At 68.9% G+C, this 25,112-nt stretch carries 23 protein-coding genes and 2 tRNA genes; 13 read left to right on the top strand and 12 right to left on the bottom strand.

What is annotated here, in order from left to right; all coding sequences use genetic code 11:
• Nucleotides 1–25 precede the first annotated feature (25 nt).
• The 3 genes from glgB to glgX all read right to left on the bottom strand — a co-directional run bounded on the left by glgB (nt 26) and on the right by glgX (nt 6,437).
• Nucleotides 26–2,230: a 1,4-alpha-glucan branching protein GlgB gene (gene glgB, locus DC434_RS09545; RefSeq protein WP_116635050.1), complete on the bottom strand. Its 2,205-nt coding sequence runs from the start codon at nt 2,228–2,230 to the stop codon at nt 26–28.
• Complete coding sequence (locus DC434_RS09540) at nt 2,227–4,299, bottom strand: alpha-1,4-glucan--maltose-1-phosphate maltosyltransferase (RefSeq protein WP_116635049.1); 2,073 nt, start codon at nt 4,297–4,299, stop codon at nt 2,227–2,229. Before DC434_RS09540 ends, glgB begins: the two co-directional genes overlap by 4 nt.
• A 65-nt stretch (nt 4,300–4,364) precedes the next feature.
• Nucleotides 4,365–6,437 carry a glycogen debranching protein GlgX gene (glgX, locus tag DC434_RS09535; RefSeq protein WP_116635048.1) on the bottom strand — a complete coding sequence of 691 codons (2,073 nt, stop codon included), beginning with the start codon at nt 6,435–6,437 and terminating at the stop codon, nt 4,365–4,367.
• A 101-nt stretch (nt 6,438–6,538) separates the two neighbouring features.
• On the opposite strand from glgX, the gene DC434_RS09530 reads away from it, so the two are divergent.
• From DC434_RS09530 to DC434_RS09515, 4 genes are read left to right on the top strand one after another with little or no spacing between them, the layout of a single operon-like run.
• Entirely contained in the window at nt 6,539–7,714 is a 1,176-nt protein-coding gene (locus DC434_RS09530) for a cysteine desulfurase family protein (protein WP_116635047.1), read from the top strand.
• 9 nt (nt 7,715–7,723) lie between these two features.
• Nucleotides 7,724–8,821 (top strand): tRNA 2-thiouridine(34) synthase MnmA, encoded by a 1,098-nt coding sequence (gene mnmA, locus DC434_RS09525; RefSeq protein WP_116635046.1) that lies wholly within the window; start codon nt 7,724–7,726, stop codon nt 8,819–8,821.
• 39 nt (nt 8,822–8,860) lie between these two features.
• Nucleotides 8,861–11,176 carry an NAD-dependent DNA ligase LigA gene (gene ligA / locus DC434_RS09520; RefSeq protein ID WP_116635045.1) on the top strand — a complete coding sequence of 772 codons (2,316 nt, stop codon included), beginning with the start codon at nt 8,861–8,863 and terminating at the stop codon, nt 11,174–11,176.
• Nucleotides 11,173–11,571 (top strand): hypothetical protein, encoded by a 399-nt coding sequence (locus DC434_RS09515; protein WP_116635044.1) that lies wholly within the window; start codon nt 11,173–11,175, stop codon nt 11,569–11,571. The genes ligA and DC434_RS09515 overlap by 4 nt, the downstream gene beginning before the upstream one ends.
• A gap of 94 nt (nt 11,572–11,665) precedes the next feature.
• Here DC434_RS09515 and DC434_RS09510 read toward each other — a convergent pair whose 3' ends face one another.
• Together DC434_RS09510 and DC434_RS09505 are read right to left on the bottom strand one after the other, a co-directional pair.
• A complete protein-coding gene (locus DC434_RS09510) occupies nt 11,666–13,468 on the bottom strand; it encodes a DEAD/DEAH box helicase (RefSeq protein ID WP_116635043.1) in 1,803 nt (600 codons plus the stop codon).
• Nucleotides 13,469–13,533: 65 nt separating this feature from the next.
• Nucleotides 13,534–15,234 (bottom strand): long-chain-fatty-acid--CoA ligase, encoded by a 1,701-nt coding sequence (locus DC434_RS09505; RefSeq protein ID WP_116635042.1) that lies wholly within the window; start codon nt 15,232–15,234, stop codon nt 13,534–13,536.
• An 82-nt stretch (nt 15,235–15,316) separates the two neighbouring features.
• On the opposite strand from DC434_RS09505, the gene DC434_RS09500 reads away from it, so the two are divergent.
• The 9 genes from DC434_RS09500 to DC434_RS09460 all read left to right on the top strand — a co-directional run bounded on the left by DC434_RS09500 (nt 15,317) and on the right by DC434_RS09460 (nt 22,310).
• The gene (locus tag DC434_RS09500) at nt 15,317–15,667 is read left to right on the top strand and encodes a metalloregulator ArsR/SmtB family transcription factor (protein WP_116635041.1); all 351 of its coding nucleotides are present in this window, start codon (nt 15,317–15,319) and stop codon (nt 15,665–15,667) included.
• A complete protein-coding gene (locus DC434_RS09495) occupies nt 15,664–16,107 on the top strand; it encodes an SRPBCC domain-containing protein (protein WP_116635040.1) in 444 nt (147 codons plus the stop codon). The genes DC434_RS09500 and DC434_RS09495 overlap by 4 nt, the downstream gene beginning before the upstream one ends.
• A complete protein-coding gene (locus tag DC434_RS09490) occupies nt 16,100–16,696 on the top strand; it encodes a dihydrofolate reductase family protein (RefSeq protein ID WP_116635039.1) in 597 nt (198 codons plus the stop codon). The genes DC434_RS09495 and DC434_RS09490 overlap by 8 nt, the downstream gene beginning before the upstream one ends.
• Nucleotides 16,697–16,705: 9 nt before the next feature.
• Nucleotides 16,706–17,005, top strand: coding sequence for an Asp-tRNA(Asn)/Glu-tRNA(Gln) amidotransferase subunit GatC (gene gatC, locus DC434_RS09485; RefSeq protein ID WP_116635038.1), 300 nt, complete (start codon nt 16,706–16,708; stop codon nt 17,003–17,005).
• Nucleotides 17,002–18,540, top strand: a complete 1,539-nt coding sequence (gene gatA, locus DC434_RS09480; RefSeq protein ID WP_116635037.1) for an Asp-tRNA(Asn)/Glu-tRNA(Gln) amidotransferase subunit GatA — start codon at nt 17,002–17,004, stop codon at nt 18,538–18,540. The genes gatC and gatA overlap by 4 nt, the downstream gene beginning before the upstream one ends.
• Nucleotides 18,540–20,054, top strand: coding sequence for an Asp-tRNA(Asn)/Glu-tRNA(Gln) amidotransferase subunit GatB (gene gatB / locus DC434_RS09475; RefSeq protein ID WP_116635036.1), 1,515 nt, complete (start codon nt 18,540–18,542; stop codon nt 20,052–20,054). Before gatA ends, gatB begins: the two co-directional genes overlap by 1 nt.
• A 79-nt stretch (nt 20,055–20,133) precedes the next feature.
• Nucleotides 20,134–21,390 (top strand): DNA polymerase IV, encoded by a 1,257-nt coding sequence (dinB, locus tag DC434_RS09470; RefSeq protein WP_116635035.1) that lies wholly within the window; start codon nt 20,134–20,136, stop codon nt 21,388–21,390.
• A gap of 37 nt (nt 21,391–21,427) precedes the next feature.
• A complete protein-coding gene (locus DC434_RS09465; protein WP_116635034.1) occupies nt 21,428–21,745 on the top strand; it encodes a hypothetical protein in 318 nt (105 codons plus the stop codon).
• Nucleotides 21,729–22,310, top strand: coding sequence for a hypothetical protein (locus tag DC434_RS09460; protein ID WP_116635033.1), 582 nt, complete (start codon nt 21,729–21,731; stop codon nt 22,308–22,310). The genes DC434_RS09465 and DC434_RS09460 overlap by 17 nt, the downstream gene beginning before the upstream one ends.
• 4 nt (nt 22,311–22,314) lie before the next feature.
• Here the strand turns inward: DC434_RS09460 and DC434_RS09455 are convergent, their stop codons facing one another.
• The 7 genes from DC434_RS09455 to DC434_RS09425 form a co-directional block, all read right to left on the bottom strand.
• Nucleotides 22,315–22,815, bottom strand: a complete 501-nt coding sequence (locus DC434_RS09455) for a DUF2017 family protein (RefSeq protein ID WP_116635032.1) — start codon at nt 22,813–22,815, stop codon at nt 22,315–22,317.
• The gene (clpS, locus tag DC434_RS09450; RefSeq protein WP_116635031.1) at nt 22,812–23,108 is read right to left on the bottom strand and encodes an ATP-dependent Clp protease adapter ClpS; all 297 of its coding nucleotides are present in this window, start codon (nt 23,106–23,108) and stop codon (nt 22,812–22,814) included. The genes DC434_RS09455 and clpS overlap by 4 nt, the downstream gene beginning before the upstream one ends.
• Nucleotides 23,105–23,452: a metallopeptidase family protein gene (locus DC434_RS09445; protein ID WP_116635030.1), complete on the bottom strand. Its 348-nt coding sequence runs from the start codon at nt 23,450–23,452 to the stop codon at nt 23,105–23,107. The genes clpS and DC434_RS09445 overlap by 4 nt, the downstream gene beginning before the upstream one ends.
• Before the next feature lie 41 nt (nt 23,453–23,493).
• A complete protein-coding gene (locus DC434_RS09440; RefSeq protein ID WP_116635029.1) occupies nt 23,494–24,126 on the bottom strand; it encodes a LysE family transporter in 633 nt (210 codons plus the stop codon).
• Nucleotides 24,127–24,204: 78 nt separating this feature from the next.
• Nucleotides 24,205–24,280, bottom strand: a tRNA-His gene (locus DC434_RS09435).
• Between the two features lie 36 nt (nt 24,281–24,316).
• Nucleotides 24,317–24,943 (bottom strand): oligoribonuclease, encoded by a 627-nt coding sequence (gene orn, locus DC434_RS09430; RefSeq protein WP_116635028.1) that lies wholly within the window; start codon nt 24,941–24,943, stop codon nt 24,317–24,319.
• A 36-nt stretch (nt 24,944–24,979) separates the two neighbouring features.
• Nucleotides 24,980–25,052 (bottom strand) — tRNA-Arg (locus DC434_RS09425).
• Nucleotides 25,053–25,112: the final 60 nt, after the last annotated feature.

Genomic DNA, 25,112 nt, shown 5'->3' with positions numbered 1-25,112 from the left:
CCGATCGGAAGGAGCGCTCCCTCGCTCAACCGTTCGTGATCGTCGGCACGTGAGGCTCCGGCTGGTGACGCAGCCAGAGCGTCGACAGCGCCGGCAGCGTGATCGTGGCCGTCGGCGCACCGTCGCCCTCGGCGTGGGCGATGACCATGCCGAGGTTCCCTGAGCCTCGGCCGCCGTAGTCCGCGGCATCCGTGTTGAGGATCTCCTGCCAGACGCCCTCGCGCGGCAGCACCAGGCGGTGGCCGGTGCGCTCGACACCGGCGAAGTTGCTGACGACGACGAGCCTGCCGCCGTGCGCGTCGCGACGCTCGAACGCGATCACCGTCGGCTCCCACGCCGGTGCACCGAGCCGCGAGAACGACGATCCGTCGTTGTCCCGCTCCCACAACGGCGCCTGGGCCCGGTAGGTGTGGTTGAGCGCCCCGACGAAGCTCTGCAGCTGCACGTGCGAGGGCTGGTCCAGCAGCCACCAGTCGAGCTCGCGGCCCTCGGACCACTCGGCGATCTGCCCGAACTCCTGTCCCATGAACAGCAGCTTCTTGCCCGGGTGCCCCCACATGTACGCGAGGTAGGCGCGGACGTTGGCGAGCTTGTGCCAGTGGTCGCCCGGCATCTTCGCCAGCAGGCTGCCCTTGCCGTGCACGACTTCGTCATGGCTGATCGGCAGCAGATAGTTCTCGCCGAAGGCGTACACGAACGAGAACGTCATCTCGCCCTCGTGGTGGGAGCGGTACATCGGGTCGCGCTCGATGTATTGGAGGGAGTCGTTCATCCACCCCATGTTCCACTTGAAGCCGAAGCCGAGACCGGCGTGGTCGGTGGGCGCCGTCACGCCGGGGAAGCTCGTCGACTCCTCGGCGATCATCAGGATGCCCGGGTGCAGACGATAGGCGGTCGCGTTGACCTCCTGCAGGAAGCGGATGGCCTCGAGGTTCTCTCGACCGCCGTGGATGTTCGGCTCCCACTCGCCGGCGTTCCGCGAATAGTCCAGGTACAGCATCGAGGCGACCGCGTCGACACGCAGACCGTCGACGTGGAACTCGCTGAACCAGTAGAGGGCGTTCGCGACCAGGAAGTTGCGCACCTCGTTCCGGCCGTAGTCGAAGATGAGCGTGCCCCAGTCCTGGTGCTCGCCGCGCCGAGGGTCGGGGTGCTCGTACAGAGGCTGCCCGTCGAATCGCGCGAGCGCGAAGGCGTCCTTGGGGAAATGGCCGGGCACCCAGTCCATGATCACGCCGATGCCCGCCTGGTGCAGCCGGTCGATCAGGTATCGCAGGTCATCGGGGGATCCGAATCGGCTGGTCGGCGCGTAGTACCCGCTGACCTGGTAGCCCCAGGAGCCCCCGAAGGGATGCTCGGCGAGCGGCATGAACTCGACGTGCGTGAAGCCGGCATCCGTGACGTGCCGGATGAGCGGTTCGGCGATGTCGCGATAGCCCAGACCATGTCGCCAGGACCCGAGATGCACCTCGTAGACCGACAGCGGCTGCGCGACCGCGTGCGTCGCCGCCCGTCGGGTCATCCATGCGCCGTCCGTCCAGACGTACGACGACGACGTGACGACGGATGCCGTGTTGGGCGGCACCTCGGCGGCGAGCGCCATCGGGTCGGCCTTGAGGATCCAGGCGCCTTCCCGGGTGCGGATCTGGTACTTGTACTTCGTGCCCTCGGGAAGATCCGGGATGAACAGCTCCCAGACGCCGCTGACGCCCATGGAACGCATCGCGTGCGTCTCGCCGTTCCAGCCGTTGTGGTCTCCCACGACGCGGACGGCCGAGGCGTTCGGCGCCCAGACGGCGAAGGAGACGCCCTGCTCGCCGTCGAGAGTGCGGGGATGGGCGCCGAGAACCTCCCACAGCCGCTCGTGGCGCCCCTCGGCGATCAGGTGCAGGTCGATGTCTCCGAGCGCGGGGGAGTGCCGGTACGGATCGCCCTGGACGGTTTCCTCGTCGTCGCCGTAGGCGGTGGCGAGGCGGTAGGAGAGCGGCGGGCCGGCGTGCTGGGCCTCCCAGATGCCGTGGGCCACGTGCGAGAGCGCGAGGCGGCTCCCGTCGCCGAACACCGCGTCGACGGATGCGGCGAGGGGACGGCGGGCGCGCACGACGGTGACCGTGCGGTCGGCGGCATCCTTGACCGGATGCGCGCCGAGCACGGAGTGCGGATCGTGGTGCTCTGCCGAGGCGATGGCCTCCCAGTCGGCGGACGCTGTCGCGTCTTCCACGTAGCTCATGATCGCTCCTTCACCTTCAGGATGTGCACCGGTTCCGCGAAGGCGTCGAGCCGCACGTAGTTGTGATCGCTCCACGTCCAGACGGCCCCCGTCAGCAGGTCCTCCACCTCGAAGGACTCGCCGAGGGGCACGCCCCAGCGCGTCGTGTCGAGATGGACGGTCGTCTCGCGCACCGAGTGCGGATCGACGTTGGCCACGACGATGATCGTGTCGGCCGCGCCTGTGCCGGTGAACGCCGCGTCCAGGTGCTTGCTGTAGACGAGGACGGAGTCGTCGTCGCTCCAGTGCGTCTCGAAGTTGCGGAGCTGCCGCAGCGCAGGATGAGCGGACCGGATCTCGTTGAGTCGACGCAGCAGCGGGGCGAGCGACTCGCCGCGCGCCTCCGCACCCGCCCAGTCCCGCACCTTGAACTCGTACTTCTCGTTGTCGATGTTCTCCTCTGAGCCCGGTCGAGCGACGTTCTCGAACAGCTCGTACCCGGCGTACACGCCGTAGATCGGCGCTGCCGTGGCCGCGATGCACGCGCGGATCCGGTATGCGGCCCTGCCGCCGAACTGCAGGTACTCGGTGAGGATGTCATGCGTGTTCACGAAGAGGTTCGGGCGCATGTAGTCGCTGGTCTCGTGCGACACCGAGGTGAGGAACTCCTCCAGCTCCGCCTTGGTGTTCCGCCATGTGAAGTAGCTGTAGCTCTGCTGGAAGCCGACGGCGGCGAGCGCGCGCATGACCGCCGGGCGGGTGAACGCCTCGGCCAGGAAGATGACGTCGGGGTCCTCGGCGTTCACGGTCCCGATGAGCCATTCCCAGAACTGCAGCGGCTTGGTGTGCGGGTTGTCGACCCGGAAGATCTTCACGCCCTGCGCGACCCAGTGCCGGACGATGCGCAGCATCTCGGCGTAGATGCCGGCCGGATCGTTGTCGAAGTTCAGCGGGTAGATGTCCTGGTACTTCTTCGGGGGGTTCTCGGCGTAGGCGATGGTGCCGTCGGGGAGCGTGGTGAACCACTCGGGATGCTCGGCGACCCACGGGTGGTCCGGCGACGCCTGCAGGGCGAGATCGAGCGCGACCTCGAGCCCTTCCTTCCGGGCGGCGCGGACGAATGCGCGGAAGTCCTGGGCCGTGCCCAGATCCGGGTGGATCGCGTCGTGCCCGCCTTCCGCGGCGCCGATCGCATAGGGCGATCCGGGGTCGGACGGCTCCGCGACCAGGGTGTTGTTGCGCCCCTTGCGGTTCGTCGTCCCGATCGGATGGATGGGGACCAGGTAGAGGACGTCGAAACCCATCTGCGCGACGCCCGGAAGTCTCTTCGCAGCCGTGCGGAACGTGCCGGTCCTGACGCTGCCGTCCTTCAGACGGCGCGCGCCCTCCGAGCGGGGGAAGAACTCGTACCAGGCGCCGACGCCCGCGGTGACGCGATCGACGAGCAGGGTCTGCGGTGCCGAGACGGAGCGGAGGCTCGCGAGTGGCCGATCCGCGAAGATCTGCGCGAGGGCGGCATCCGTCGACAGCGCGATCGTCGTCGCGGCGTCGCCACCACCCAGCGACGCGGCGTCGGCCTGCAGTCGCTTGCGCTGCGCGGCGGGTCGATCCTTCTCTGCCGCCGCCCTCGTGAGGAGCTGTGCTCCGAGGGCCGCCATGATCGGCACGTCCACGCCGGCGGCGACCTTCAGCTCTGCGGCATGGGCCCAGGTGGCGAAGTCGTCGGAGAAGGCCTCGAACCGATAGTTCCACCGACCCTGGAGATCGAGTGCGATCTCGGTGGACCAGGTGTCGGTGCCGTCGAGCCGCGGGGACAGCCGATGCAGGGTCTCCTCCCCGTCGGGAGCAGTCAGCCGCACATGCACGCCGATGATGTCGTGTCCCTCGCGGAACGACACCACGCTGAACGGGACCACCTCGCCGACGAACGCCTTCGCGGGGAACCCGCCCGGCACCGCGGGCGAGCCGTTCAGGAGCGGGAGGCGCGGCGTGCGCGTGTCCTCCGCGATCGTGACGGCGTCGCCGGGGCGCGTCGGGATCTGAGCGGGGCTCCGGAGAGCCGAGGACCGAGTACCACCACGTGCAGCCACCCCCTCAACGTACCGCCCAGCGGTAGTCGCGGGAAGCGATCACCGGGGTGGGTCGGAGACCGATGTCATTCGACCCGGAACAGGCGCATGGAGGTGCCGGGGATGGGCAGGACGTCACCGGGGGCGAACACCTCCGCGGCATCCGACGGGCGCTCCTCGGCGCTCGACCACAGCGAGACGAAACGCGTCGCGTCCTCGATCTCGTCGGGGAGACGCACATCGATGGGCGATTCGGTTCCGTGGACGATCAGCAGGATCCGGTTGGCCGCCTCCTTGTCGGGCGTGGAGGCCGCGACGTACTGGAGCGTACGGTTCCGCGGGTCCGCCCACTGGGCGCTCTCCATCGTCTCGCCGTTCTGATCGAACCAGTCCATGACGGAGGCGTTCGGGATGTGCTCGCCGAGCCGCGCGTACTTGCTCGGGCGCAGCGCGGGGTTCTCGGCGCGCAGGCTGATCAACCGCGCCACGTGCGCGCGGAGATCCTTCTGCCAGGGTTCGAACTCCCAGGCGAGCCAAGTCATGGCGGAGTCCTGCGCGTAGGCGTTGTTGTTGCCGCGCTGTGTCCGTCCGACCTCGTCCCCGGCGGTGAGCATCGGGATGCCCGCGGAGAGGAGCAGGGTGCCGAGGAGGTTGCGCATCGCCTTGCGGCGGGCCGCCAGGATGGTCGGATCGTCGGTGGGCCCTTCGACACCGTGGTTGAAGGCACGGTTCATGTCGGCGCCGTCGCGGTTCTGCTCGCCGTTCGCCTCGTTGTGCTTGACGTCGTAGGCGACGAGGTCATGCAGGGTGAAACCGTCATGGGCGGTGACGAAGTTCACGCTGGCCAGGGGACCACGTGCCTCGCTGAAGGTGTTGGACGACCCGGCGAGCCGGGTGGCGAAGCCGCCGATGCCGACAGGGGCGGAGGCCCGCCGCGCGTAGTCGATGTCGCTGAGCCAGAAGTTGCGGACCCGGTCGCGGTAGCGATCGTTCCACTCATGCCACCCCGCCGGGAAGTTCCCGGTCTGCCAGCCGCCCATTCCGACGTCCCACGGCTCGGCGATCAGCTTCGTCTCGGCGAGGACCGGGTCGTTGGCGATCGCCGTCAGCAGCGGATGCTCCGGCGTGTAGGTGTGCGCGCCGTCCCGGGCGATCGCGGCGGCCAGATCGAAGCGGAAGCCGTCGATCTGCATCTCCTGAGCCCAGTAGCGGAGCGAGTCGAGGACCAGCCGCGCCCCGGCATCCGTCGAGGTGTTCAGCGTGTTGCCGCAGCCGGTCGTGTCGATGTACCTGCCCGTCTCGTCCTGACGGTAGTAGCTCGCGTTGTCGATGCCGCGCAGGCTCGAACGGGGACCGCCGATGCCCTCCTCCGAGGTGTGGTTGTACACGACGTCAAGGATCACCTCGAGCCCGGCCTCGTGCAACAGGCGCACCATGCCCTTGAACTCGGCGAGCACGGCCTCAGGGCCCTCCTTGCGGGCCTCCTCGGTGGCGTACGCGGTGTGGGGGGTGAAGAAGTTGAGGGTGTTGTAGCCCCAGTAGTTGGTCAGCCCGCGCTCCAGCAGGCGCGGCTCGGGGACGAACGCGTGCACGGGGAGGAGCTCGACCGAGGTGACCCCGAGCGAGTGGAGGTGCTCGATCATCGCCGGGTGGGCGAGTCCGGCATACGTCCCGTGCAGAGCCGGAGGCACGTCGGGGTGCCTCTTGGTGAGGCCCTTGAGGTGGCCTTCGTAGATCACGGTCCGGTCGAGGGGGACGCGCGGCTTCTGCGAGTCGCCCCAGTCGAAGCCGTCGACGATGACGACAGAGCGCCATTCCTCGTAGCCGTCGCCCTGGGCGAGGCCCCGCGCGTAGGGATCGAGCAGCAGGCTCTCCGGGTTGAACGTGTTGCCGGGGCCGTGCGGACCGCCGACGCGGATCGCGTAGCGGACGCCGGGCTGCAGGAGCGGCGTGGTGACCTCCCAGATGCCGCCGGGGCGTCGCTCGAGCGGGACCTCGTCGGTCGCCCAGTCGAGGTCGGTCGCGTCGAAGACGACCAGCTCCACGGAGGAGGCGTTCTGCGACCAGATACGGAGGGTCCCGACGCCGTCGTGCAGACGGACGCCGAGGTTGTCGAGGGCTGGACCGCCGGGCGCGGTGAAGTCTCGGGACTCGGGCATGAGTACACCATAGGCGGGATGTGTTGCAGTCCCATGACAGATCGCACTCGGTTCCATCGCGCAGTCGCCTCTGCCGCGCGGATTCGCGAGAGAATCGAGGGATGCGGCACTACCTGGACCACGCGGCGACCACGCCTCTGCGGCCTGAGGCGCGCGATGCGTGGCTGGCTGCCACCGAGACGGTCGGCAACGCGTCGTCGACGCACGGCGCGGGGCAGGACGCCCGGCGTCTGCTCGAGGAGTCGCGCGAGCGCGTGGCCGCCGTCCTGGATGCCGATCCGATCGAGATCGTCTTCACCTCGGGCGGCACCGAGTCGATCAACCTCGCGCTGCAGGGACTGTGGCGCTCACGTCCCGACGGCACGGAGGCGATCGTGCTGCCGGATGCCGAGCACCACGCCACGATGGACACCGTCGCTGCCCTGATCGACGAGGGCGCGCAGGTGCGGAGCGTCGGTGTGACCGCGCTGGCGGGCATCGACGTCGACGCGTTCGCTCAGCAGCTCCCCGGAGCAGCCCTCGCCACGGCCCTCGTCGCGAACAACGAGGCGGGCACCGTCAACGATGCGGCGGTGCTCTCCTCGTCGAGCGCGTCCGCCGGAGTGCCGCTCCATCTCGACGCGGTCGCCGCCCTCGGCCATCTTCCCCTCTCCTTCCGTGGGCTGCGGGCGGATGCGGCCCCCGGCGTCGGGCTCGTCGCACTGAGCCTGGCCGGCCACAAGATCGGCGCGCCCGTCGGCGTCGGCATCCTGGTCGCGGCGAGGACGGCCCGGCTGACGGCGATGCTGCGCGGCGGCGCCCAGCAGCGCGGACTCCGCGCCGGGACGCAGGACGTGGCCGGGGCAGCGGCCTTCGCGACCGCCCTGGAGCTCGCCGAGACGGAGCGCGCCGGCGAGGCCGTCCGGCTGTCCGCACTGCGCGACCGTCTCGTCGCGGGCATCCGCTCGGCCGTCCCCGCAGCCGAGCTGCTCGGCGATCCGGTCCACCGGCTTCCGGGCAACGCGCACATGCTGTTCCCCGGAGCCGTGGGGGAGAGTCTGCTGTTCCTCCTCGACGTCGCGGGTGTCGCGGCATCCACCGGCTCCGCCTGCCAGGCGGGCGTCGCGGAGCCGTCGCACGTGGTGATGGCCATGGGGCGGAGCGAGCGCGATGCGCGCAGCGTGCTGCGGTTCTCGCTTGGGCGGACGTCGACGGATGCCGATGTCGACGCGGTGCTCGCCGCGATCGCCGATGCCTACGATCGGGCATCCGGGTCCGGCACAGGCGCGCGCTCGTAGACTGGTCTCATGCGGATCCTTGCAGCCATGAGCGGTGGAGTGGACTCCGCCGTCGCGGCCGCACGTGCCGTGGAGGCGGGGCACGACGTCGTGGGCGTGCACCTGGCGCTCTCGCGAGCCGGCGGCACCCTGCGCACCGGAAGCCGCGGATGCTGCACGATCGAGGACGCCCTGGACGCGCGCCGCGCCGCCGACCTGCTGGGCATCCCGTTCTACGTCTGGGACTTCTCGGAGCGCTTCCGCGACGACGTGATCGATGACTTCATCGCCGAGTACCAGGCCGGACGCACCCCGAACCCCTGCATGCGCTGCAACGAGAAGATCAAGTTCGCCGCTCTTCTGGAGCGGGCCATCGAGCTCGGCTTCGACGCGGTGTGCACCGGGCACTACGCCACCCTGATCGACGGCGAGCAGGGACTGGAGCTGCATCGGGCCTCGGACAACGCGAAGGATCAGTCCTATGTGCTGGGGGTGCTGACGGCCGAGCAGCTCGCGCACACCTACTTCCCGCTCGGCACGACCCCCTCGAAGGCGATCGTGCGCGCGGAGGCGGAGGCCCGCGGCCTCACGGTGGCGCAGAAGCCCGACAGCCACGACATCTGCTTCATCCCCGACGGCGACACCCGGGGCTGGCTGGCCGAGAAGGTCGGCACCGCCACCGGTGAGATCGTCGACCGCTCCGGCGCCGTCGTGGGTTCGCACGAGGGGGCGCACGGCTTCACGGTCGGACAGCGCCGAGGACTCAAGCTCGGCGTGCCGGCAGCCGACGGCAAGCCGCGGTTCGTGCTGGAGGTGCGCCCGGTGTCGAACACGGTCGTCGTCGGCCCGAAGGAGGCCCTCGCGATCGCGGAGATCGCAGGGGAGCGGTTCAGCTGGGCAGGTGCGGGGCCCGTCGAGTCGTCTTTCGACTGCCACGTGCAGATCCGGGCGCATTCCGAGCCCGTCGCGGCCGTCGCCACCGTGTCGGACGACGGCGTGCGCGTCGTGCCGGAGATCCCGCTCGACGGCGTCGCGCCGGGGCAGACCGCGGTGCTCTACGTGGGGACCCGCGTGCTCGGTCAGTTCACGATCGACACCACGGTGTCGGCTGTTCCCGTCGGCGCGTAGCTCTCGCTGGATGTCGGCGCCCGCTCGTAGACTGACGGGGTGCCGGAGAACATCTCGCTGGAAGACGCCCGAACCGAAGCCGAAGAGCTGACCACTCGCATCCTCGAGGCGAAAGACGCCTATTACGGGCGAGACACCTCCGTCGTCGACGACTTCACGTACGACGGCTGGATGCATCGCCTCGAGGAGCTCGAGCGACTGCATCCCGAGCTGCAGGGGCAGGACTCTCCGACGCAGATGGTCGGCGCCGCCGAGGCGACGGGCCTCGCCACGATCGAGCATGCCGAGCGCATGCTGAGCCTCGACAACGTCTTCTCGATCGAAGAGCTGCGCGAGTGGGCGGCCAAGACCCAGGCCTCTGCGGGACGGAAGGTCGCCTGGCTCACCGAGCTGAAGATCGACGGGCTCGCCATCAACCTGCGCTACGAGAACGGCGTGCTCACCTCTGCGGCGACGCGAGGAGACGGGCGCGTGGGCGAGATCGTCACCGAGAACGCGCTCCGGCTTCCCGAGATCCCCGAGCGGCTCAGCGGGGAGGGGCACCCGGAGATCGTCGAGGTGCGCGGTGAGGTCTTCATTCCCGTCGCGGCGTTCGAGCGACTCAACGCCGCGCAGGCGGCGTTCCGCGACCGGGCGTACGGCGACGCGCTCGCGCGCTGGGAGGCGCGTGGCGGCGCCAAGAAGCCCTTCGATGAGGAGAAGGCCCGCACCGCGGCCGCACGGCGGTTCCCGTCCTTCGCGAACCCGCGGAACGCGGCGAGCGGCGGCCTCCGGCAGCAGATCGACAAGAAGGACGGGCTCGAGCTCGAGGCCGGGCTCCTGCGCATCGAGTCGCTCGCCCTCTACGTGCACGGCGTCGGCGCCTGGGCGAATCCGCCGGTCGGGGCGCAGAGCGAGGTCTACGACCTGCTGGCCGGGTGGGGCCTGCCGACGAGCCCGCACACGAAGGTGTGCGCCTCGATCGACGAGGTCGCCTCGTTCGTCGAGTACTTCGGAGAGCACCGGCACGACATCGAGCACGAGCTCGACGGCATCGTCGTGAAGGTCGACGAGCTCGAGCTGCACGACGAACTCGGCGCCACGAGCCGTGCGCCGCGCTGGGCGATCGCGTACAAGTACCCGCCCGAGGAGGTGCAGACGAAGCTTCTCGACATCGTCGTCTCGGTCGGCCGCACCGGTCGTGCGACGCCGTTCGCCGTGATGGCCCCGGCGCAGGTCGCCGGTTCCGTGGTGCGCCAGGCGACGCTGCACAACAAGGATGTGGTGAAGGCCAAGGGCGTGCTGATCGGCGACACGGTCGTGCTGCGCAAGGCCGGCGACGTGATCCCCGAGGTGCTCGGACCGGTGGTCGAGAAGCGCGACGGGACCGAGCGCGAGTTCGTGATGCCGGTCGAGTGCCCGGAGTGCGGAACACCGCTGCGGGCGATGAAGGAGGGCGACATCGACCTCCGCTGCCCGAACGCGCGCTCCTGCCCTGCGCAGGTGCGCGGTCGTGTCGAGCACATCGGGTCTCGCGGCGCGCTCGACGTCGAGGCGCTCGGCGAGGTGACCGCCGCCGCGCTGACGCAACCCACGTCGCCTGCCGTGCCTCCTCTCGAGACCGAGGCAGGGCTGTTCGCTCTCACGATCGACCAGCTCGTGCCCATCGAGCTCTTCGTCCGCGACGCCGAGACCGGGCTCCCGAAGGAAGACGACGACGGCCTCGTCAAGACCCGCTCGCCGTTCCGGCGCAACCCCACCGCGGCCGAGAAGAAGGCCGGAGCCGAGGGTCCGCAGCCGTCGTCGCAGGCCGTCACCCTGCTGGCTGAGCTCGAGAAGGCCAAGACGAAGGAACTCTGGCGGCTGCTCGTCTCGCTGAACATCCGTCACGTCGGTCCTGTCGCCGCACGGGCGCTGGCGCAGTGGTTCGGCTCACTCGATGCGATCCGCGCCGCCTCCCGCGATGAGCTGGCATCGGTCGAGGGAGTGGGCGGGATCATCGCGGATTCGCTGCTCGCCTGGTTCGATGTGGACTGGCACCAGGAGATCGTGCGGCAGTGGGCCGAGGCGGGTGTGCAGTGGGCGACTCCCGGGCATCCTGGTCCCGGCGCTGCGGTCGCTGCCGGCGGTGTGCTCGAAGGGCTCACGATCGTCGCGACGGGTTCCCTCGACGGCTACACCCGCGACGGCGCCCAGGAGGCCATCATCAACGCGGGCGGCAAGGCCGCCTCGAGCGTCTCGAAGAAGACGGACTTCGTCGCGGCCGGCCCCGGCGCCGGCTCGAAGCTCGGGAAGGCCGAGGAGCTCGGCATCCGCATCCTCGACGCGGCGCAGTTCCACATCCTCGTGACCGAGGGTCCTGACGCCCTCGCATGAAGCGCTACGGACCGTTGATCGCCGTCCCCGATGCGCTGGCCGTCGGCGACCCCGGGCGGAACCACCTGCGACTCACGCCGGATGCGGTGATCCTCCGGGAGGGGGTCCGGCTCCCCGGTCTCGTCGGCACGATCGTGCTCGGGGCGCTGACCGCGGTCGCGCTCTCCGACCTCGGAGTCGACCCCGATGATGGAGCCCTGACGCTGACCGTCGACGGAGAAGAGCAGGTCATGCCGCTGAGTCGCCACCACGTCGGAGGTTACTGGGCGCCCACGGTCGACGGTGCGCATCGTCTGCTCGCGCATCTCATCGCGAATCCGGAGCAGCGTGCCCTGCTCGCGCATCCTGAGCCGCTGATCGACATCGCCGCACAGCTCGCCCGCGAATCGGTGTAGCGCCGGGGTGCCGGCACCGACCGGACGCCGGAACGCCGCACGGATCGGCGGGATCCGTGCGGCGTTCTCGGGCGATGCTGAGAGGTTTTCTCGCTCAGCCCTTGTGACGCGGCTTGCGGAACGGCTTGTCCTCGCGGTCGCTGCGCGCGGGGCGGTCGTCGCGATCACGGCGCTCGTAACCGCCCTCGCGAGGACCGCTGTTGCGACGGCCCGCGGGGCCCCGATCGGGCTTGATCTCGATCAGGCGTCCCGAGATGCGCGTGTCGCGCAGCTTCTCCAGCACGGCAGGGCTGAGGTTGGAAGGCAGTTCGATCGTCGAGAAGTCGGGGCGGATGTTGATCACGCCGAAGTCGTCACGACCGAGGCCGCCCTCGTTCGCGAGCGCGCCGACGATCTGACGCGGCTCGACCCGATGACGTCGGCCCACCTCGATGCGGTACGCGGTGTAGTCCCCGCGACCGCGACGCTCGGTGCGCGGCTCCCGGGCATCGCGTCCGGCGCGCTCACGCGGCGGACGGTTGTCGGCCTCCACCGCCCGCGTCAGCGGGTCGTTGGCCGGGTCGAGCAGCAGCGGCTTGTCGCCCTGCGCCACGACCGCGAGTGCCGCTGCGACGTCGCCCTCGGGGACATCGTGATGGCGCACGTAGTGCGCGACGATGTCGCGGAAGGCCTCGATGCGACCGGTCTCGGACAGCGCCGTGGTGATCGCGTCGTCGAAGCGGTTGAGGCGCGTGGTGTTCACGTCCTCGGTGCTCGGCAGCTGCATCTGCGCCGGCTGCTGACGGGTGGCCTTCTCGATGTGCTTGAGCAGGTAGCGCTCGCGCGGGGTGATGAAGCTGATCGCATCGCCCGAGCGGCCTGCGCGTCCGGTGCGGCCGATGCGGTGCACGTACGACTCGGTGTCGGTGGGGATGTCGAAGTTGATGACGTGGCTGATGCGCTCCACGTCGAGCCCGCGGGCGGCGACGTCGGTGGCGACGAGGATGTCGAGCTTGCCGTCCTTCAGCTGGTTCACGCTGCGTTCGCGCTGCACCTGCGGCACGTCGCCGTTGATCGCGGCGGCGGAGTATCCGCGGGCTCGCAGCTTCTCGGCGAGGGTCTCGGTCTCGTTCTTCGTGCGGACGAAGACGATCATGCCGTCGAAGTTCTCGACCTCGAGGATGCGCGTGAGCGCGTCGACCTTCTGCGCGTACGACACCACGAGGTAGCGCTGGGTGATGTTGGTGCCGGTCGCGGTCTTCGAGGTGATGCTGATCTCCTCGGCGTCCTGCAGGTACTTCTGCGCGAGGCGACGGATCTGGGGCGGCATCGTCGCCGAGAAGAGGGCCACCTGCTTCTCGGCGGGCGTCTGAGCGAGGATCTGCTCCACGTCTTCCGCGAAGCCCATCTTCAGCATCTCGTCGGCCTCGTCGAGCACGAGGTACTTCAGCTCGGACAGATCGAGGGTTCCCTTGGCGAGGTGGTCCATGATGCGCCCGGGCGTGCCGACGATCACGTGCACACCGCGGCGGAGCGCGGACAGCTGCACGCCGTAGCCCTGACCGCCGTAGACGGGGAGCACGTGGACGCCCTTCATCTTCGAGGCGTAGGACTCGAAGGCTTCGCAGACCTGCAGCGCGAGCTCTCGCGTCGGGGCCAGCACCAGGGCCTGGGGGATCTTCTGCGACACGTCGAGTCGCTCCAGCACGGGCAGCGCGAACGCGGCGGTCTTGCCGGTTCCGGTCTGCGCCATGCCGACGACATCGCGTCCCGACAACAGGGTCGGGATCGTCGCGGCCTGGATCGGAGAAGGGGTCTCGTATCCGAGGTCCTTGATGGCTTTGAGGACGGGCCCGGTGATGCCGAGTTCCTCGAATCCGGGGGTCGCGGGGGAGTCCTCGGGGGCGTCGGTCAGCACTGCATCTTCAGGAGTCACTTCCCAAGGGTAGCGCCCCGAAGATGTCGGCGCCTGTGAGGGCGTCCTCAGGAGCCCGTCGTCAGCGCGACGAGCTTCTCCTTCACCTGCCGGCGGAGCACCTTTCCGATGAGCGACTTCGGGAGCTCGTCGACCACGAAGATGCGTCGTGGCACCTTGTAGGGGGTGAGGATGCCGCGGGCGAACTCGCGGATCGCCTCGACATCCACGTCCGCTCCGCTGTCGACGACGATCGCCGCGACGACCTCTTCTCCGGAGTGCTCGCTCGCGAGTCCGACCACCGCGGCATCCGCCACCTGAGGATGCTGTCGCAACGCGTTCTCCACCTCGGTCGGCGCGACGTTGAACCCGCCGGTGATGATGAGCTCCTTGATGCGGTCGACGATGCGGATGAAACCGGCGTCGTCGATCGTGACGATGTCGCCGGTGCGGAACCAGCCGTCGACGAAGACCGCCTCGGTCTCCTCGGGCTTGCCGTAGTACCCGGAGAAGACCTGCGGTCCGCGGACGACGAGCTCACCGGCGGTCCCATCGGGGACGTCAACGGTCGGGTTCTCCGGATCGACGACGCGGCATTCGGTCCCGGGCAGGGGGAGCCCGACAGTCCCGGGCACCCGGTGCTCGGCGACGGGGTTGGCCATCAGCACCGGAGAGCACTCGCTGAGGCCGTAGCCCTCGACCAGATAGCCGTGCGTGGCCTTCTCGAACGGGACGACGAGTTCGTGCGGCAGCGCCATCGCGCCGGAGATCGCCACCTCGATGCCTTCGAGGGAGACACCCTTCTCCCTCGCGGCCGTGAGGAGGCGGTCGGCGATCGGCGGCACCAGCGGCAGGAACGTCGCGGGGTGCTTCTTGACCACATCGAGTACGAGGTCGGGATCGAACTTGGGGAAGAGCACGAGCCGGGCACCCATCGACATCGCGAAGGTCAGGCAGAGCGTGAGGCCATATGCGTGGAACATCGGCAGCACCGCGTACACGACGCAGCCCTTGCCGCGCTGGATCGACGGGACCCACGCCTGCGCCTGCGCCGCGTTCGCGAGCAGATTCCGGTGGGTGAGCGAGGCGCCCTTGGGCGTGCCGGTGGTCCCGGACGTGTACTGGATGATGGCCAGGTCGTCGGTGGACGGCTTCGGGTGCGACGCGGGGATGGGCGCGGAGGCCACCAGTGCGTCCCAGGTGACGGTGCCGCGTACCTTCTCGGTGAGTGCGGCGCGGGATTCCCGCGCTTTCGCGACCGGCAGTCGCAGGGCGAAGCGGGTGAGGAACGGCATCGCCCGTGTCACGTCGACCGAGATGAGGTTCGTGACGGAGAGGTCGGTGGGGAACTCCTGGACCGTGGCGACGGCCTTGTTCCAGACGATCGCATGCTTCGCGCCGTGGTCCTCGAACTGCTTGCGCAGCTCCCGCGGGGTGTAGAGCGGGTTGTGCTCGACCACCACGGCACCGAGGCGGAGCACCGCATAGAAGGCGACGATGTGCTGCGGGCAGTTGGGCAGCACGATCGCGACCGGATCGCCGGCCCGCACGCCCAGATCACGAAGCCCGGCTGCGGCTCTGTCGATCGCATCCTGCAGCTCGGCGTACGTCGTCTCTCTGCCGAAGAACTGCAGAGCAGGGGCCTCGGGGTAGTCCCTGGCGGATGCCGCGACGATGTCGATCAGCGATCCCTCGACGGGAGCGAGGTCTTCGGGAACACCGGCGGCGTAGCTGGCGACCCATGGACGAGGAGGCTGGAACGGGCTCACGAGCCCAGCATAAGGCGGCGGAGACTTGACAGCTTCTCGGACGCCAGGTGTAATTAAGAAAGTACTTAATCAGGAGGTGACGATGCCCACGGCGACGGACGAACTGTCCATGGTGTTCCATGCGCTCGCGGATCCGACCCGACGGAGCATGCTCGAACGACTCAGCCGCGGAGACGCGACCGTGGGCGAGCTCGGTGCCCCCTTCTCGATGAGCGCTCCGGCCGTCTCGCAACATCTGCGGGTGCTCGAGAAGGCCAAGCTCATCGAAAGACGGGCCAGGGCGCAGTGGCGCGTGTGCTCGCTCTCGCATGAGCCACTGGACGAGGCCGCGGCCTGGGTGGAGCGCAATCGCCAGGCGTGGCAGACCAGATTCGATCAGCTCGACGCGGTGCTCGCCGAAGCGGATCCCGAGCAGACGGCGCCCGGGCGATGAGCGAGCGGGAGCTGGAGATCACGCGCGTCTTCGACGCCACGCGGGAGCGCGTGTGGCGCGCCTGGACCCAGCCGTCGGTGATGGCGCGCTGGCTTCATCCGCACGGTCTGCGCACACCCGAGGAATCCGTGTTCGTCGACCTTCGCGCAGGCGGGCGGTTCCGATTCTCGATGGTCGACGAGGCGGGCACGGCTCACGCGAGCGGAGGGGAGTACCTCGAGGTGCGCGAACCGGAGCTGCTCCGGTGCACGTGGGGTGCGCCCGACGAACCCGTCGCGGAACTCGAGGTCCGGCTCGCGACGATCGACGGCGGACGCACGGAGATGGTGTTCCGTCTGCGAGGACACGTCGACGACACCGGGCGTGAGGACAGCGTGTGGACGGGATGGCGGGAGGCCGTCACCGAGCTCGGACGAGAGATGGGTGGAGCACATGGGTGAGATCACGATCGAGCAGATCGTCTCCGCGGACGGATACGCGATGGATGCAGCGGGCGGGATCGACTTCTTCGACGACGTCGACTTCGGCGATCAGACCCGCACCGACACCGAGCAGATGCGGTGGCTGGCCGGCGTCGACGCGATCCTCTTCGGTCGGCGGACCTACGAGCTGTTCGCCGCCTACTGGCCTCAGACGGAACCGTCGGAAGACGCGGTGGCCGCGCCGATCGACCGTCTGCCGAAGTTCGTCGTGAGTCGCACGCTCGACCGGGCTCCGTGGGGCGATGGTGAGATCGAGATCCTGCGCGACGGACCTGTCGACGCCGTCCGGTCCCTGAAGACGCAGTATCGGTCCATCGCGATCTGGGGGAGCCTCCAGCTCACCGATGCTCTGTTCCGCGCTGGTGAGGTGGACATCCTCCGCCTGCGGATCGTGCCGATGCTGCTGGGCTCCGGTCGACCCGTCGCGCCGCCGCAGACGGGACGGTCTCCGCTCGAACTGGTCGCCAGCCATCGCGACGCGAGCGGTGTCGTCACGGACGAGTACCGCGTCGGGCGCACGCCACGACGGGTCGGCGCCACGACCTAGACTGGAGGTGTGTCTGAAATCACCCCTGATCTCGTGCGCCATCTCGGCGTGCTCGCGCGTATCCAGCTGAACGACGACGAGGTGACGCGGCTCACGGGCCAGCTCGACGCCATCGTCGACAACATCGCCAAGGTGTCGGAGGTGGCCACCTCCGACGTCGTCGCGACCAGCCACCCGATTCCGCTGAGCAACGTCTTCCGTCCTGACGTCGTCGGAGAGACCCTGACGCACGAGCAGGTGCTGCAGAACGCTCCGGATGCCGCGGACGGCCGTTTCCGCGTCACCGCGATCCTGGGAGAAGAGCAGTGAGCGACATCATCCGACTGAGCGCAGCGGAGCTCGCCGACAAGCTCGCATCCCGCGAGATCTCGAGTGTCGAGGCCACGCAGGCCCACCTCGACCGTATCGCCGCCGTCGACGGCGACGTCCACGCGTTCCTGCATGTGAACGACGGCGCTCTCGAAGCGGCCGCCGCGGTCGACGCGCAGCGCGCCGCCGGCGAGAACCTCGGCCCGGTCGCCGGCGTCCCGCTGGCCATCAAGGACGTGCTTGTCACCCACGATCAGCCCACCACCAGCGGATCGCGCATCCTCGAGGGGTACCGCTCGCCGTACGACGCGACGGTCGTGGCACGCTCGCGCGCCGCCGGCCTCATCCCGCTCGGCAAGACCAACATGGACGAGTTCGCGATGGGCTCCTCCACGGAGCACTCCGCCTACGGCCCCACCCGCAACCCGTGGGATCTCGACCGCATCCCCGGCGGCTCCGGCGGAGGTTCCGCGGCCGCCGTCGCCGCCTTCGAGGCACCCCTCGCGCTCGGCTCGGACACCGGCGGATCGATCCGTCAGCCCGCACACGTGACCGGCACGGTCGGCGTGAAGCCCACCTACGGCGGTGTGAGCCGCTACGGGGCGATCGCCCTGGCCTCGAGCCTCGACCAGGTCGGCCCCGTCACGCGAACCGTGCTCGACGCGGGTCTGCTGCACGATGTCATCGGCGGGCACGACCCGAAGGACTCCACGTCGCTGCGCGATGCCTGGCCGTCGTTCGCGGATGCCGCTCGCGAGGGCGCCCGCGGCGACGTGCTGAAGGGCCTCAGGGTCGGCGTCATCCGGGAGCTGCCGGACAGCGGCTTCCAGCCCGGCGTCGCGGCATCCTTCCGCAGCGCGCTCGCTCTGATGGAGGCGCAGGGGGCGGAGATCGTCGAGATCGGCGCGCCGCACTTCGAGTACGGTGTCGCCGCGTACTACCTGATCCTCCCCGCTGAGGCCTCGAGCAACCTGGCGAAGTTCGACTCCGTCCGCTTCGGGCTGCGCGTCACTCCTGACGGCAACCCGACCGTCGAGGACGTCATGTCGGCGACCCGCGACGCCGGGTTCGGCGACGAGGTCAAGCGCCGCATCATCCTCGGCACCTATGCGCTGTCGGCGGGCTACTACGACGCCTACTACGGCAGCGCGCAGAAGGTGCGCACCCTCATCCAGCAGGACTTCGCGAACGCGTTCGCCGACGTCGACGTCATCGCGACGCCCTCGGCGCCGACCACCGCCTTCAAGATCGGCGAGAAGATCGACGATCCGCTGCAGATGTACCTGAACGACGTCACGACGATCCCCGCGAACCTCGCCGGCGTCCCGGGGATCTCGATCCCCAGCGGACTCGCCGAGGAGGACGGGCTGCCGGTCGGCATCCAGTTCCTGGCTCCCGCCCGCGAGGACGCTCGTCTGTACAAGGTCGGCGCCGCGCTCGAGACCGTGCTGCTCGACGCCTGGGGAGCACCGCTCCTCAGCCGCGCACCCGCCCTTCGACAAGCTCAGGGACCCACGGACGGAGGAACCCGCTGATGGCCACCGCCAAGCTCATGGATTTCGACAAGGCGCTCGAGCTGTACGAGCCCGTCCTCGGCTTCGAGGTGCACGTCGAGCTCAACACGAACACGAAGATGTTCTCGGATGCGCCGAACCCGGCCAACGAGAAGTATCACGCGGCCGAGCCGAACACGCTCATCGCGCCGGTCGACCTCGGTCTTCCCGGCTCGCTGCCGGTCGTGAACGAGACCGCGATCCGCTCATCGATCAGCCTCGGCCTCGCGCTGGGCTGCTCGATCGCGGAGTCCAGCCGCTTCGCGAGGAAGAACTACTTCTACCCCGACCTCGGCAAGAACTACCAGATCTCGCAGTACGACGAGCCGATCGCGTTCGAGGGGTCGGTCGAGGTCGAGCTCGAGGACGGCACGACCGTGACCATCCCCATCGAGCGTGCGCACATGGAGGAGGACGCCGGCAAGCTGACCCACATGGGCGGCGCGACCGGACGCATCCAGGGTGCGGAGTACTCGCTCGTCGACTACAACCGCGCCGGTGTGCCGCTGGTCGAGATCGTGACGAAGGTGATCACCGGCACGGAGCACCGTGCCCCCGAGGTCGCCAAAGCGTACGTGCAGACGATCCGCGACATCGTCCGCGGTCTCGGCATCTCCGAGGCTCGGCTCGAGCGCGGAAACCTGCGGTGCGACGCCAACATCTCGCTCCGTCCGCGCGGCACCGAGAAGCTCGGCACGCGCACCGAGACCAAGAACGTGAACTCGATGCGTTCGGTCGAGCGCGCGGTGAGGTACGAGATCCAGCGTCAGGCGCAGATCCTGGCCGACGGCGGAACGATCACGCAGGAGACGCGGCACTGGCACGAGGACACCGGCACCACGTCGCCGGGACGGCCGAAGTCGGATGCCGATGACTACCGGTACTTCCCGGAGCCCGATCTGCTGCCCGTGCAGCCGGCCGCCGAGCTGATCGAGGAGCTGCGCGCCGCGCTGCCAGAGCAGCCCGTCGCCCGTCGTCGTCGCCTGATGACGGAGTGGGGCTTCACCGACCTCGAGTTCCAGGATGTGCGCAACAATGGCGTCCTCGAAGAGGTCGCGGCGACGATCGCCGCCGGAGCGACTCCCGCGACGGCTCGCAAGTGGTGGACCGGTGAGATCTCCCGCCTGGCCAACGCGCAGGAGAAGGATGCCGCCGAGCTGATCAGCCCGGAGAACGTCGTCGCTCTGCAGAAGCTCATCGACGCGGGGACGCTCACCGACAAGCTCGCGCGCCAGGTGCTCGAGGGCGTCATCGCCGGTGAGGGCACCCCGCAGGAGGTCATCGACGCGCGCGGGCTCGCCGTGGTGTCGGACGACGGTGCGCTGATCGCCGCGATCGACGAGGCCTTCGCCGCGCAGCCCGACGTGCTCGCCAAGATCAAGGACGGCAAGGTCCAGGCCGCCGGTGCCGTGATCGGCGCGGTCATGAAGGCGATGAAGGGCCAGGCGGACGCTGCACGCGTCCGCGAGCTCATCCTCGAGCGCGCCGCGCAGTAGCGGTTTGACGGGCTCAGCCGCCTCGGCGCGCTGGGCCCGTCGACGCACCCGTGTCCGGAGTCCGGGAGAGAATGGATCCATGGGACACGGCGACGGCAGAGGGCAGATCACCTCGCCCACCGACGCCGACGACACCGGAACCCGCATCCTGCACGTCGACATGGACGCGTTCTACGCAGCGGTCGAGGTGCTCGACGACCCGAGCCTCCGCGGTCTGCCGTTGATCATCGGTGCGCCGGACGGACGATCGGTCGTGTCCAGTGCGTCCTACGAGGCTCGTCGCTACGGCGTGCGCGCGGCCATGCCGGTCTCCCAGGCGCTGCGTCTGTGTCCGACCGCTCGCATCGTCCTGCCGCACTTCCACCGCTACCAGGAGGTCTCCCGCCAGGTGATGGCGATCTTCGAATCGTTCACGCCGCTGGTGGAGCCGCTCTCCGTCGACGAGGCGTTCCTCGACGTGCAGGGCGTACGGCGGCTCTGGGGGAGTCCGGCGCGCATCGCCGGACTCATCAGAGCCCGGGTGCTCGAAGAGGTCGGGATCACCTGCAGCGTCGGCGTCGCCGCGACCAAGCATGTGGCGAAGATGGCGTCCACGATCGCGAAGCCCGACGGGATGCTCGTGGTCGCGGCGGGCGACACCCTCGACTTCCTCGCTCCGCGCCCGGTTCGCGCGATGTGGGGTGTGGGGCCGAAGGCGGCCGAGGCTCTGGAAGCCCGCGGCATCCGCACCATCCACGACATCCGGGAGTCGTCGCCCGAGATGCTCGACCGTGCGGTGGGTGCCGCCCTGAGCGCCCGCCTCGCGCAGCTCGCCAGAGGAGAAGACCCACGTGTGGTCGACACGGAGCGGATCGAGAAGAGCATCGGGCACGAGGAGACCTTCGATCACGACATCCTGGACCGCGCCTTCCTCCGGGCCGAGCTGCTCCGTCTCGCCGACCGCGTGGCGGCCCGTCTCCGTCGCGCGGAGTGGGAGGCGGCCACGGTCGCGATCAAGGTGCGATTCGATGACTTCCGCACGCTGAACCGCTCCCAGACGTTGAGCGAGCCCTCAGCGGTCGGGCAGCGGATCGGAGAGGCCGCGCAGGCCCTGTACGAGCAGATCGACCGCCGCGATCCCGTGCGCCTCCTCGGTGTGCGCGCCGAGAACCTGCGACCGGCCGGTGGTGGGGGCCTGGGGCTCTGGGACGACGACGAGGACTGGCGGAAGGTCGAAGGGGCCGTCGACGAGGCGGTCGCGCGGTTCGGCACGGCCACGATCAGTCGCGCACGTCACATCGGTCGGGGTGACGGGCGAGGCGCCGCCCAGCATCCGAAGGCGCACGGCGTGGATTGACCGCACGCCGCCCTGTTTCGTGGGCTAGCGTGGGACCATGCCGAACATTGCACTGGAACTGGGAAAGCAGATCGCGTCCTTCGGCGTGAAGAGCGCGTACGGTGAGCCGCAGGACGTCGACGGGGTGAGCATCACTCCGGTGTCTCTCACCTACTCCGGTTTCGGCGGCGGCAGCGCGGAAGGCGGCGAGGGCGGTGGCGGCGGCGGAGTCTCGATCCCGGTCGGCGTATACGTCCGTCGCGAAGAGGGGCTGCGGTTCGAGCCGAACATCGTCACCCTGCTGGCCGTTGCTGTGCCGTTCGTCTGGGTCACCGGGCGGGCGCTCTCGCGCATCATCCGTGCCCTCAAGAAGTGACGATCCCGTCGCGGCCGCGCTCGATCGCGCCGCGACGCTGATCGAGCAGGACGTCCTCGCTCTCGCGGCGGCGAACCCCGTCGTGCTGATCGACGGCCGCAGCGGCGCGGGGAAGACTTCTCTCGCCGCACGGCTGGCAGCACGGTGGCCGCTGGCCGGACGCGTGCAGCTCATCGCGCTGGATTCGCTGTACCCCGGATGGGACGGGCTCGACGCCGGTGTCGATCGAGCGCTCGAGTGGATCCTCCGCCCGCACGGACGCGGGTACCTCGGCACCTGGCGACGATGGGACTGGGAGCGCGAGACGGAGGCGGAGAGCCACGCCGTCGATCCTGCCCTGGGCGTCATCGTCGAGGGAAGCGGCATCCTGACGCCGTCGACGGTCGGTCTCGGGGACGTGCGGGTCTGGGTGGAGTCCGGGGAGCCGGCGCGCAAGGCACGCGCACTCGCTCGCGACGGAGAGACCTATCGTCCGCACTGGGATCGCTGGGCGGCTCAGGAGCGCCTCCACGTGGAGCGCGACGACCCGCGGACGCTGGCGACCAGGATCGTCGAGATCCCCTAGGGAATCAACGGCCGCGTCGCGCGTCGATCTCGTCGGCGGCCTGGATCAACACTTCGAGGCGGTAACCGAGCCAATCGTAGATGTCTCCGCGGCCGTCATCGCTCGTGTGATCCTCCGTGGTGATCCCGAGACGGTCGGCGATGACCAGCCGGATCGCGGTGAGAGTGCGCAGCCAGGCGTCGAGATCGTCTTCCGCGATGACGAGATCGCGTGGCTCCAGAGCGTCCTTCTCGGACAGGGCATCGATCTCGATGTCGAACGGTGCGAGCGCCGCGCGCACCGTCGTCGCCTCGCTGCGCCGCCGATCGAGGAGTTCGTCACGGGTGGTCTCGGCGAAGGCTGCCGCCGCTTCCGCATCATCCGGATAAGCCGTCGGCGTCAACCGTCGAACGGCCGGATCGTCCGTCGAGCGCGCACGGAGCAGCTCGCCGAACTCGTCCACGAGCCTCAGGAGATGCGCCCCTTCGATCAAGGCGAGCGAGAGGACGACCTCACGGGCGCTCATCCGGACACCTTCCGCACCGTCGCCCAGAGGCCGTAGTCGTGCATCGCCTGGGCGTGCACCTCCATCGTCTCGCGCGGACCGGTCGCGACGATCGCGTGTCCGTCGTGATGGACGGCGAGCATCAGCGCCGTGGCGCGCTCTGTGGAGTAGCCGAAATACGTGCGGAACACCCGGACGACGTAGCTCATGAGGTTCACCGGATCGTTCCACACGACCACCTCCCACGGCTCCATGGGCGCGGCGTGGAGGTCGGTGATCTCCTCGAGATCCGGGAGCGCGACCGGAGTGCTCATGCCCAGCCCATCTCGTGGAGCTGCTCGTCATCCAGGCCGTAGAAGTGCGCGATCTCGTGCACCAGAGTGGTGTGGATCTCGTCGCGCAGCTCCGTCTCCGTCTCGCACTGCGCGAGGTGCGGCTCGCGGAACAGGACGATCCGATCCGGAAGCTCACCCATGCCGTACTGCGTCCGTTCCGTCAGAGCCAGCCCGTCGTACAGGCCCAGCAGATCGAGGGTGCCGTCCTCGGGACGGTCCTCGACCACGAACACGACGTTCTCCAGCCCGTCGACCATGTCGTCGGGCAGCTGGTCGAGCTCGTCGATCACGAGCGCCTCGAAGGCTGCGGCATCCATCTCCATCCGCTCCAGCCTAGGGGCGGGGGTGGGAACGCGCGTCGGCGTCAATGCAGGAAGACGAGGAGCGCCGCGACGGCGATGAACAGAACGCCGAAGACGGTGTTGAGGATGCGCTGGCCGCGTGCGGAGCGTGTCAGCCGGCGGAAAGGGCGGGCTGCTGCGGCGAAGAAGCCCCACATCACGATGACATCGACGATGATCACGGTCGCGACGAGGGTGAGGTACTGGGGGAGGGGCGGCTCGTCGAGTCGGATGAACTGGGGGATGAAGGCGAGGAAGAAGACGATCGCCTTCGGGTTTAGGAGGTTGACCCAGAACCCCCGCCGGATCATCGACCAGTGCCCCTCACGGGAGTCGACCGGTGAGATCTCGTCGTCCGCGACGACGACCTCGGGTTTCGCAAGGATGAGGCGGATGCCGAGGAAGACGAGATACGCGGCGCCCGCGTAGCGGATCGCGTTGAAGAGGAACTCGGAGCGCGACACCAGGAGCCCGACGCCTGCGGCGACGATCGCCACATGGACGATGAGGGCGATCTGCTGTCCGACGATGCCCCAGATCGAGCGGCGCCACCCCTGGTTGAGTGCGTTCGACATCGTGTTGATCGCGCCTGCGCCGGGCGTGAAGCTGATGACCACCGAGGCCGTGAGAAGGGAGAACCAGACCGCGAGTGACACCCCGTCAGTCTAGAGCCCGGCGGGCATGCCCCGGAGACGCAGAAGAGGCCCGAATCAGTACGATTCGGGCCTCTTCACTGGGGTGAGTAACGGGACTCGAACCCGCGACATCCGGCACCACAAGCCAGCGCTCTACCAGCTGAGCTATACCCACCATGTGCCCACCGGAGCGGGCAACCAGATGAGTCTATTACATGTTCGAGGTGAACTCCGACACGGTGCGCGTCGCGATGTCGCGCGCGTCGTCGCTGGACGGTCCCGGCTCCGCGACGAAGACGGCCTCGCGGTAGTAGCGCAGCTCGCGGATCGACTCGAGGATGTCGGCGAGGGCACGGTGGCCGCCGTCCTTGGACGGAGCCTGGAAGAACACCCGCGGGTACCAGCGACGGGACAGCTCTTTGATGCTCGAGACGTCGACGTTCCGGTAGTGCAGCCACTGATCGACCTGTGGCATGTACTTCGCGAGGAACATGCGGTCGGTGCCGATCGTGTTGCCCGCGAGGGGAGCCTTGCGCTCGAGCGGGACGAATCGTCGGATGTAGGCGAGCGTCTGGGCTTCCGCCTCTTCCAGGGTGACGCCGTGCGGGATCTCCTCGATCAGCCCCGATGTCTCATGCATCTTGGTGACGAAGTCGTTCATGTTCGCGAGGGCCGCATCACTCGGGCGGATCACCACCTGGAACCCCGGATCGATGGGACGGAGCTCGAAATCGGTGATGACGACGGCGATCTCGACGAGCTCGTCGACCGCCAGATCGAGTCCCGTCATCTCGCAGTCGATCCATACGAGACGATCGTTCTCGGACGCAGATACCATGCCGCCATACTATCGACGGGCCCGACATCGGCCTTGCCCCCCAGGCAGGATTCGAACCTGCGGCCGGCGACTTAGAAGATCGATGCTCTATCCACTGAGCTACTGGGGGTAGGACTTCAGACTATCGAAACTTCAGCATCCATCGATGTCGTTCGGTCAGTCCTCATCA

Origin of the sequence: Microbacterium sp. TPD7012 (genome assembly GCF_003075395.1) — a bacterium.
Lineage (GTDB): Bacteria > Actinomycetota > Actinomycetes > Actinomycetales > Microbacteriaceae > Microbacterium.
Note: the sequence above shows the minus strand (reverse complement) of the source record. Positions and strands in the feature narration are given on the sequence as shown.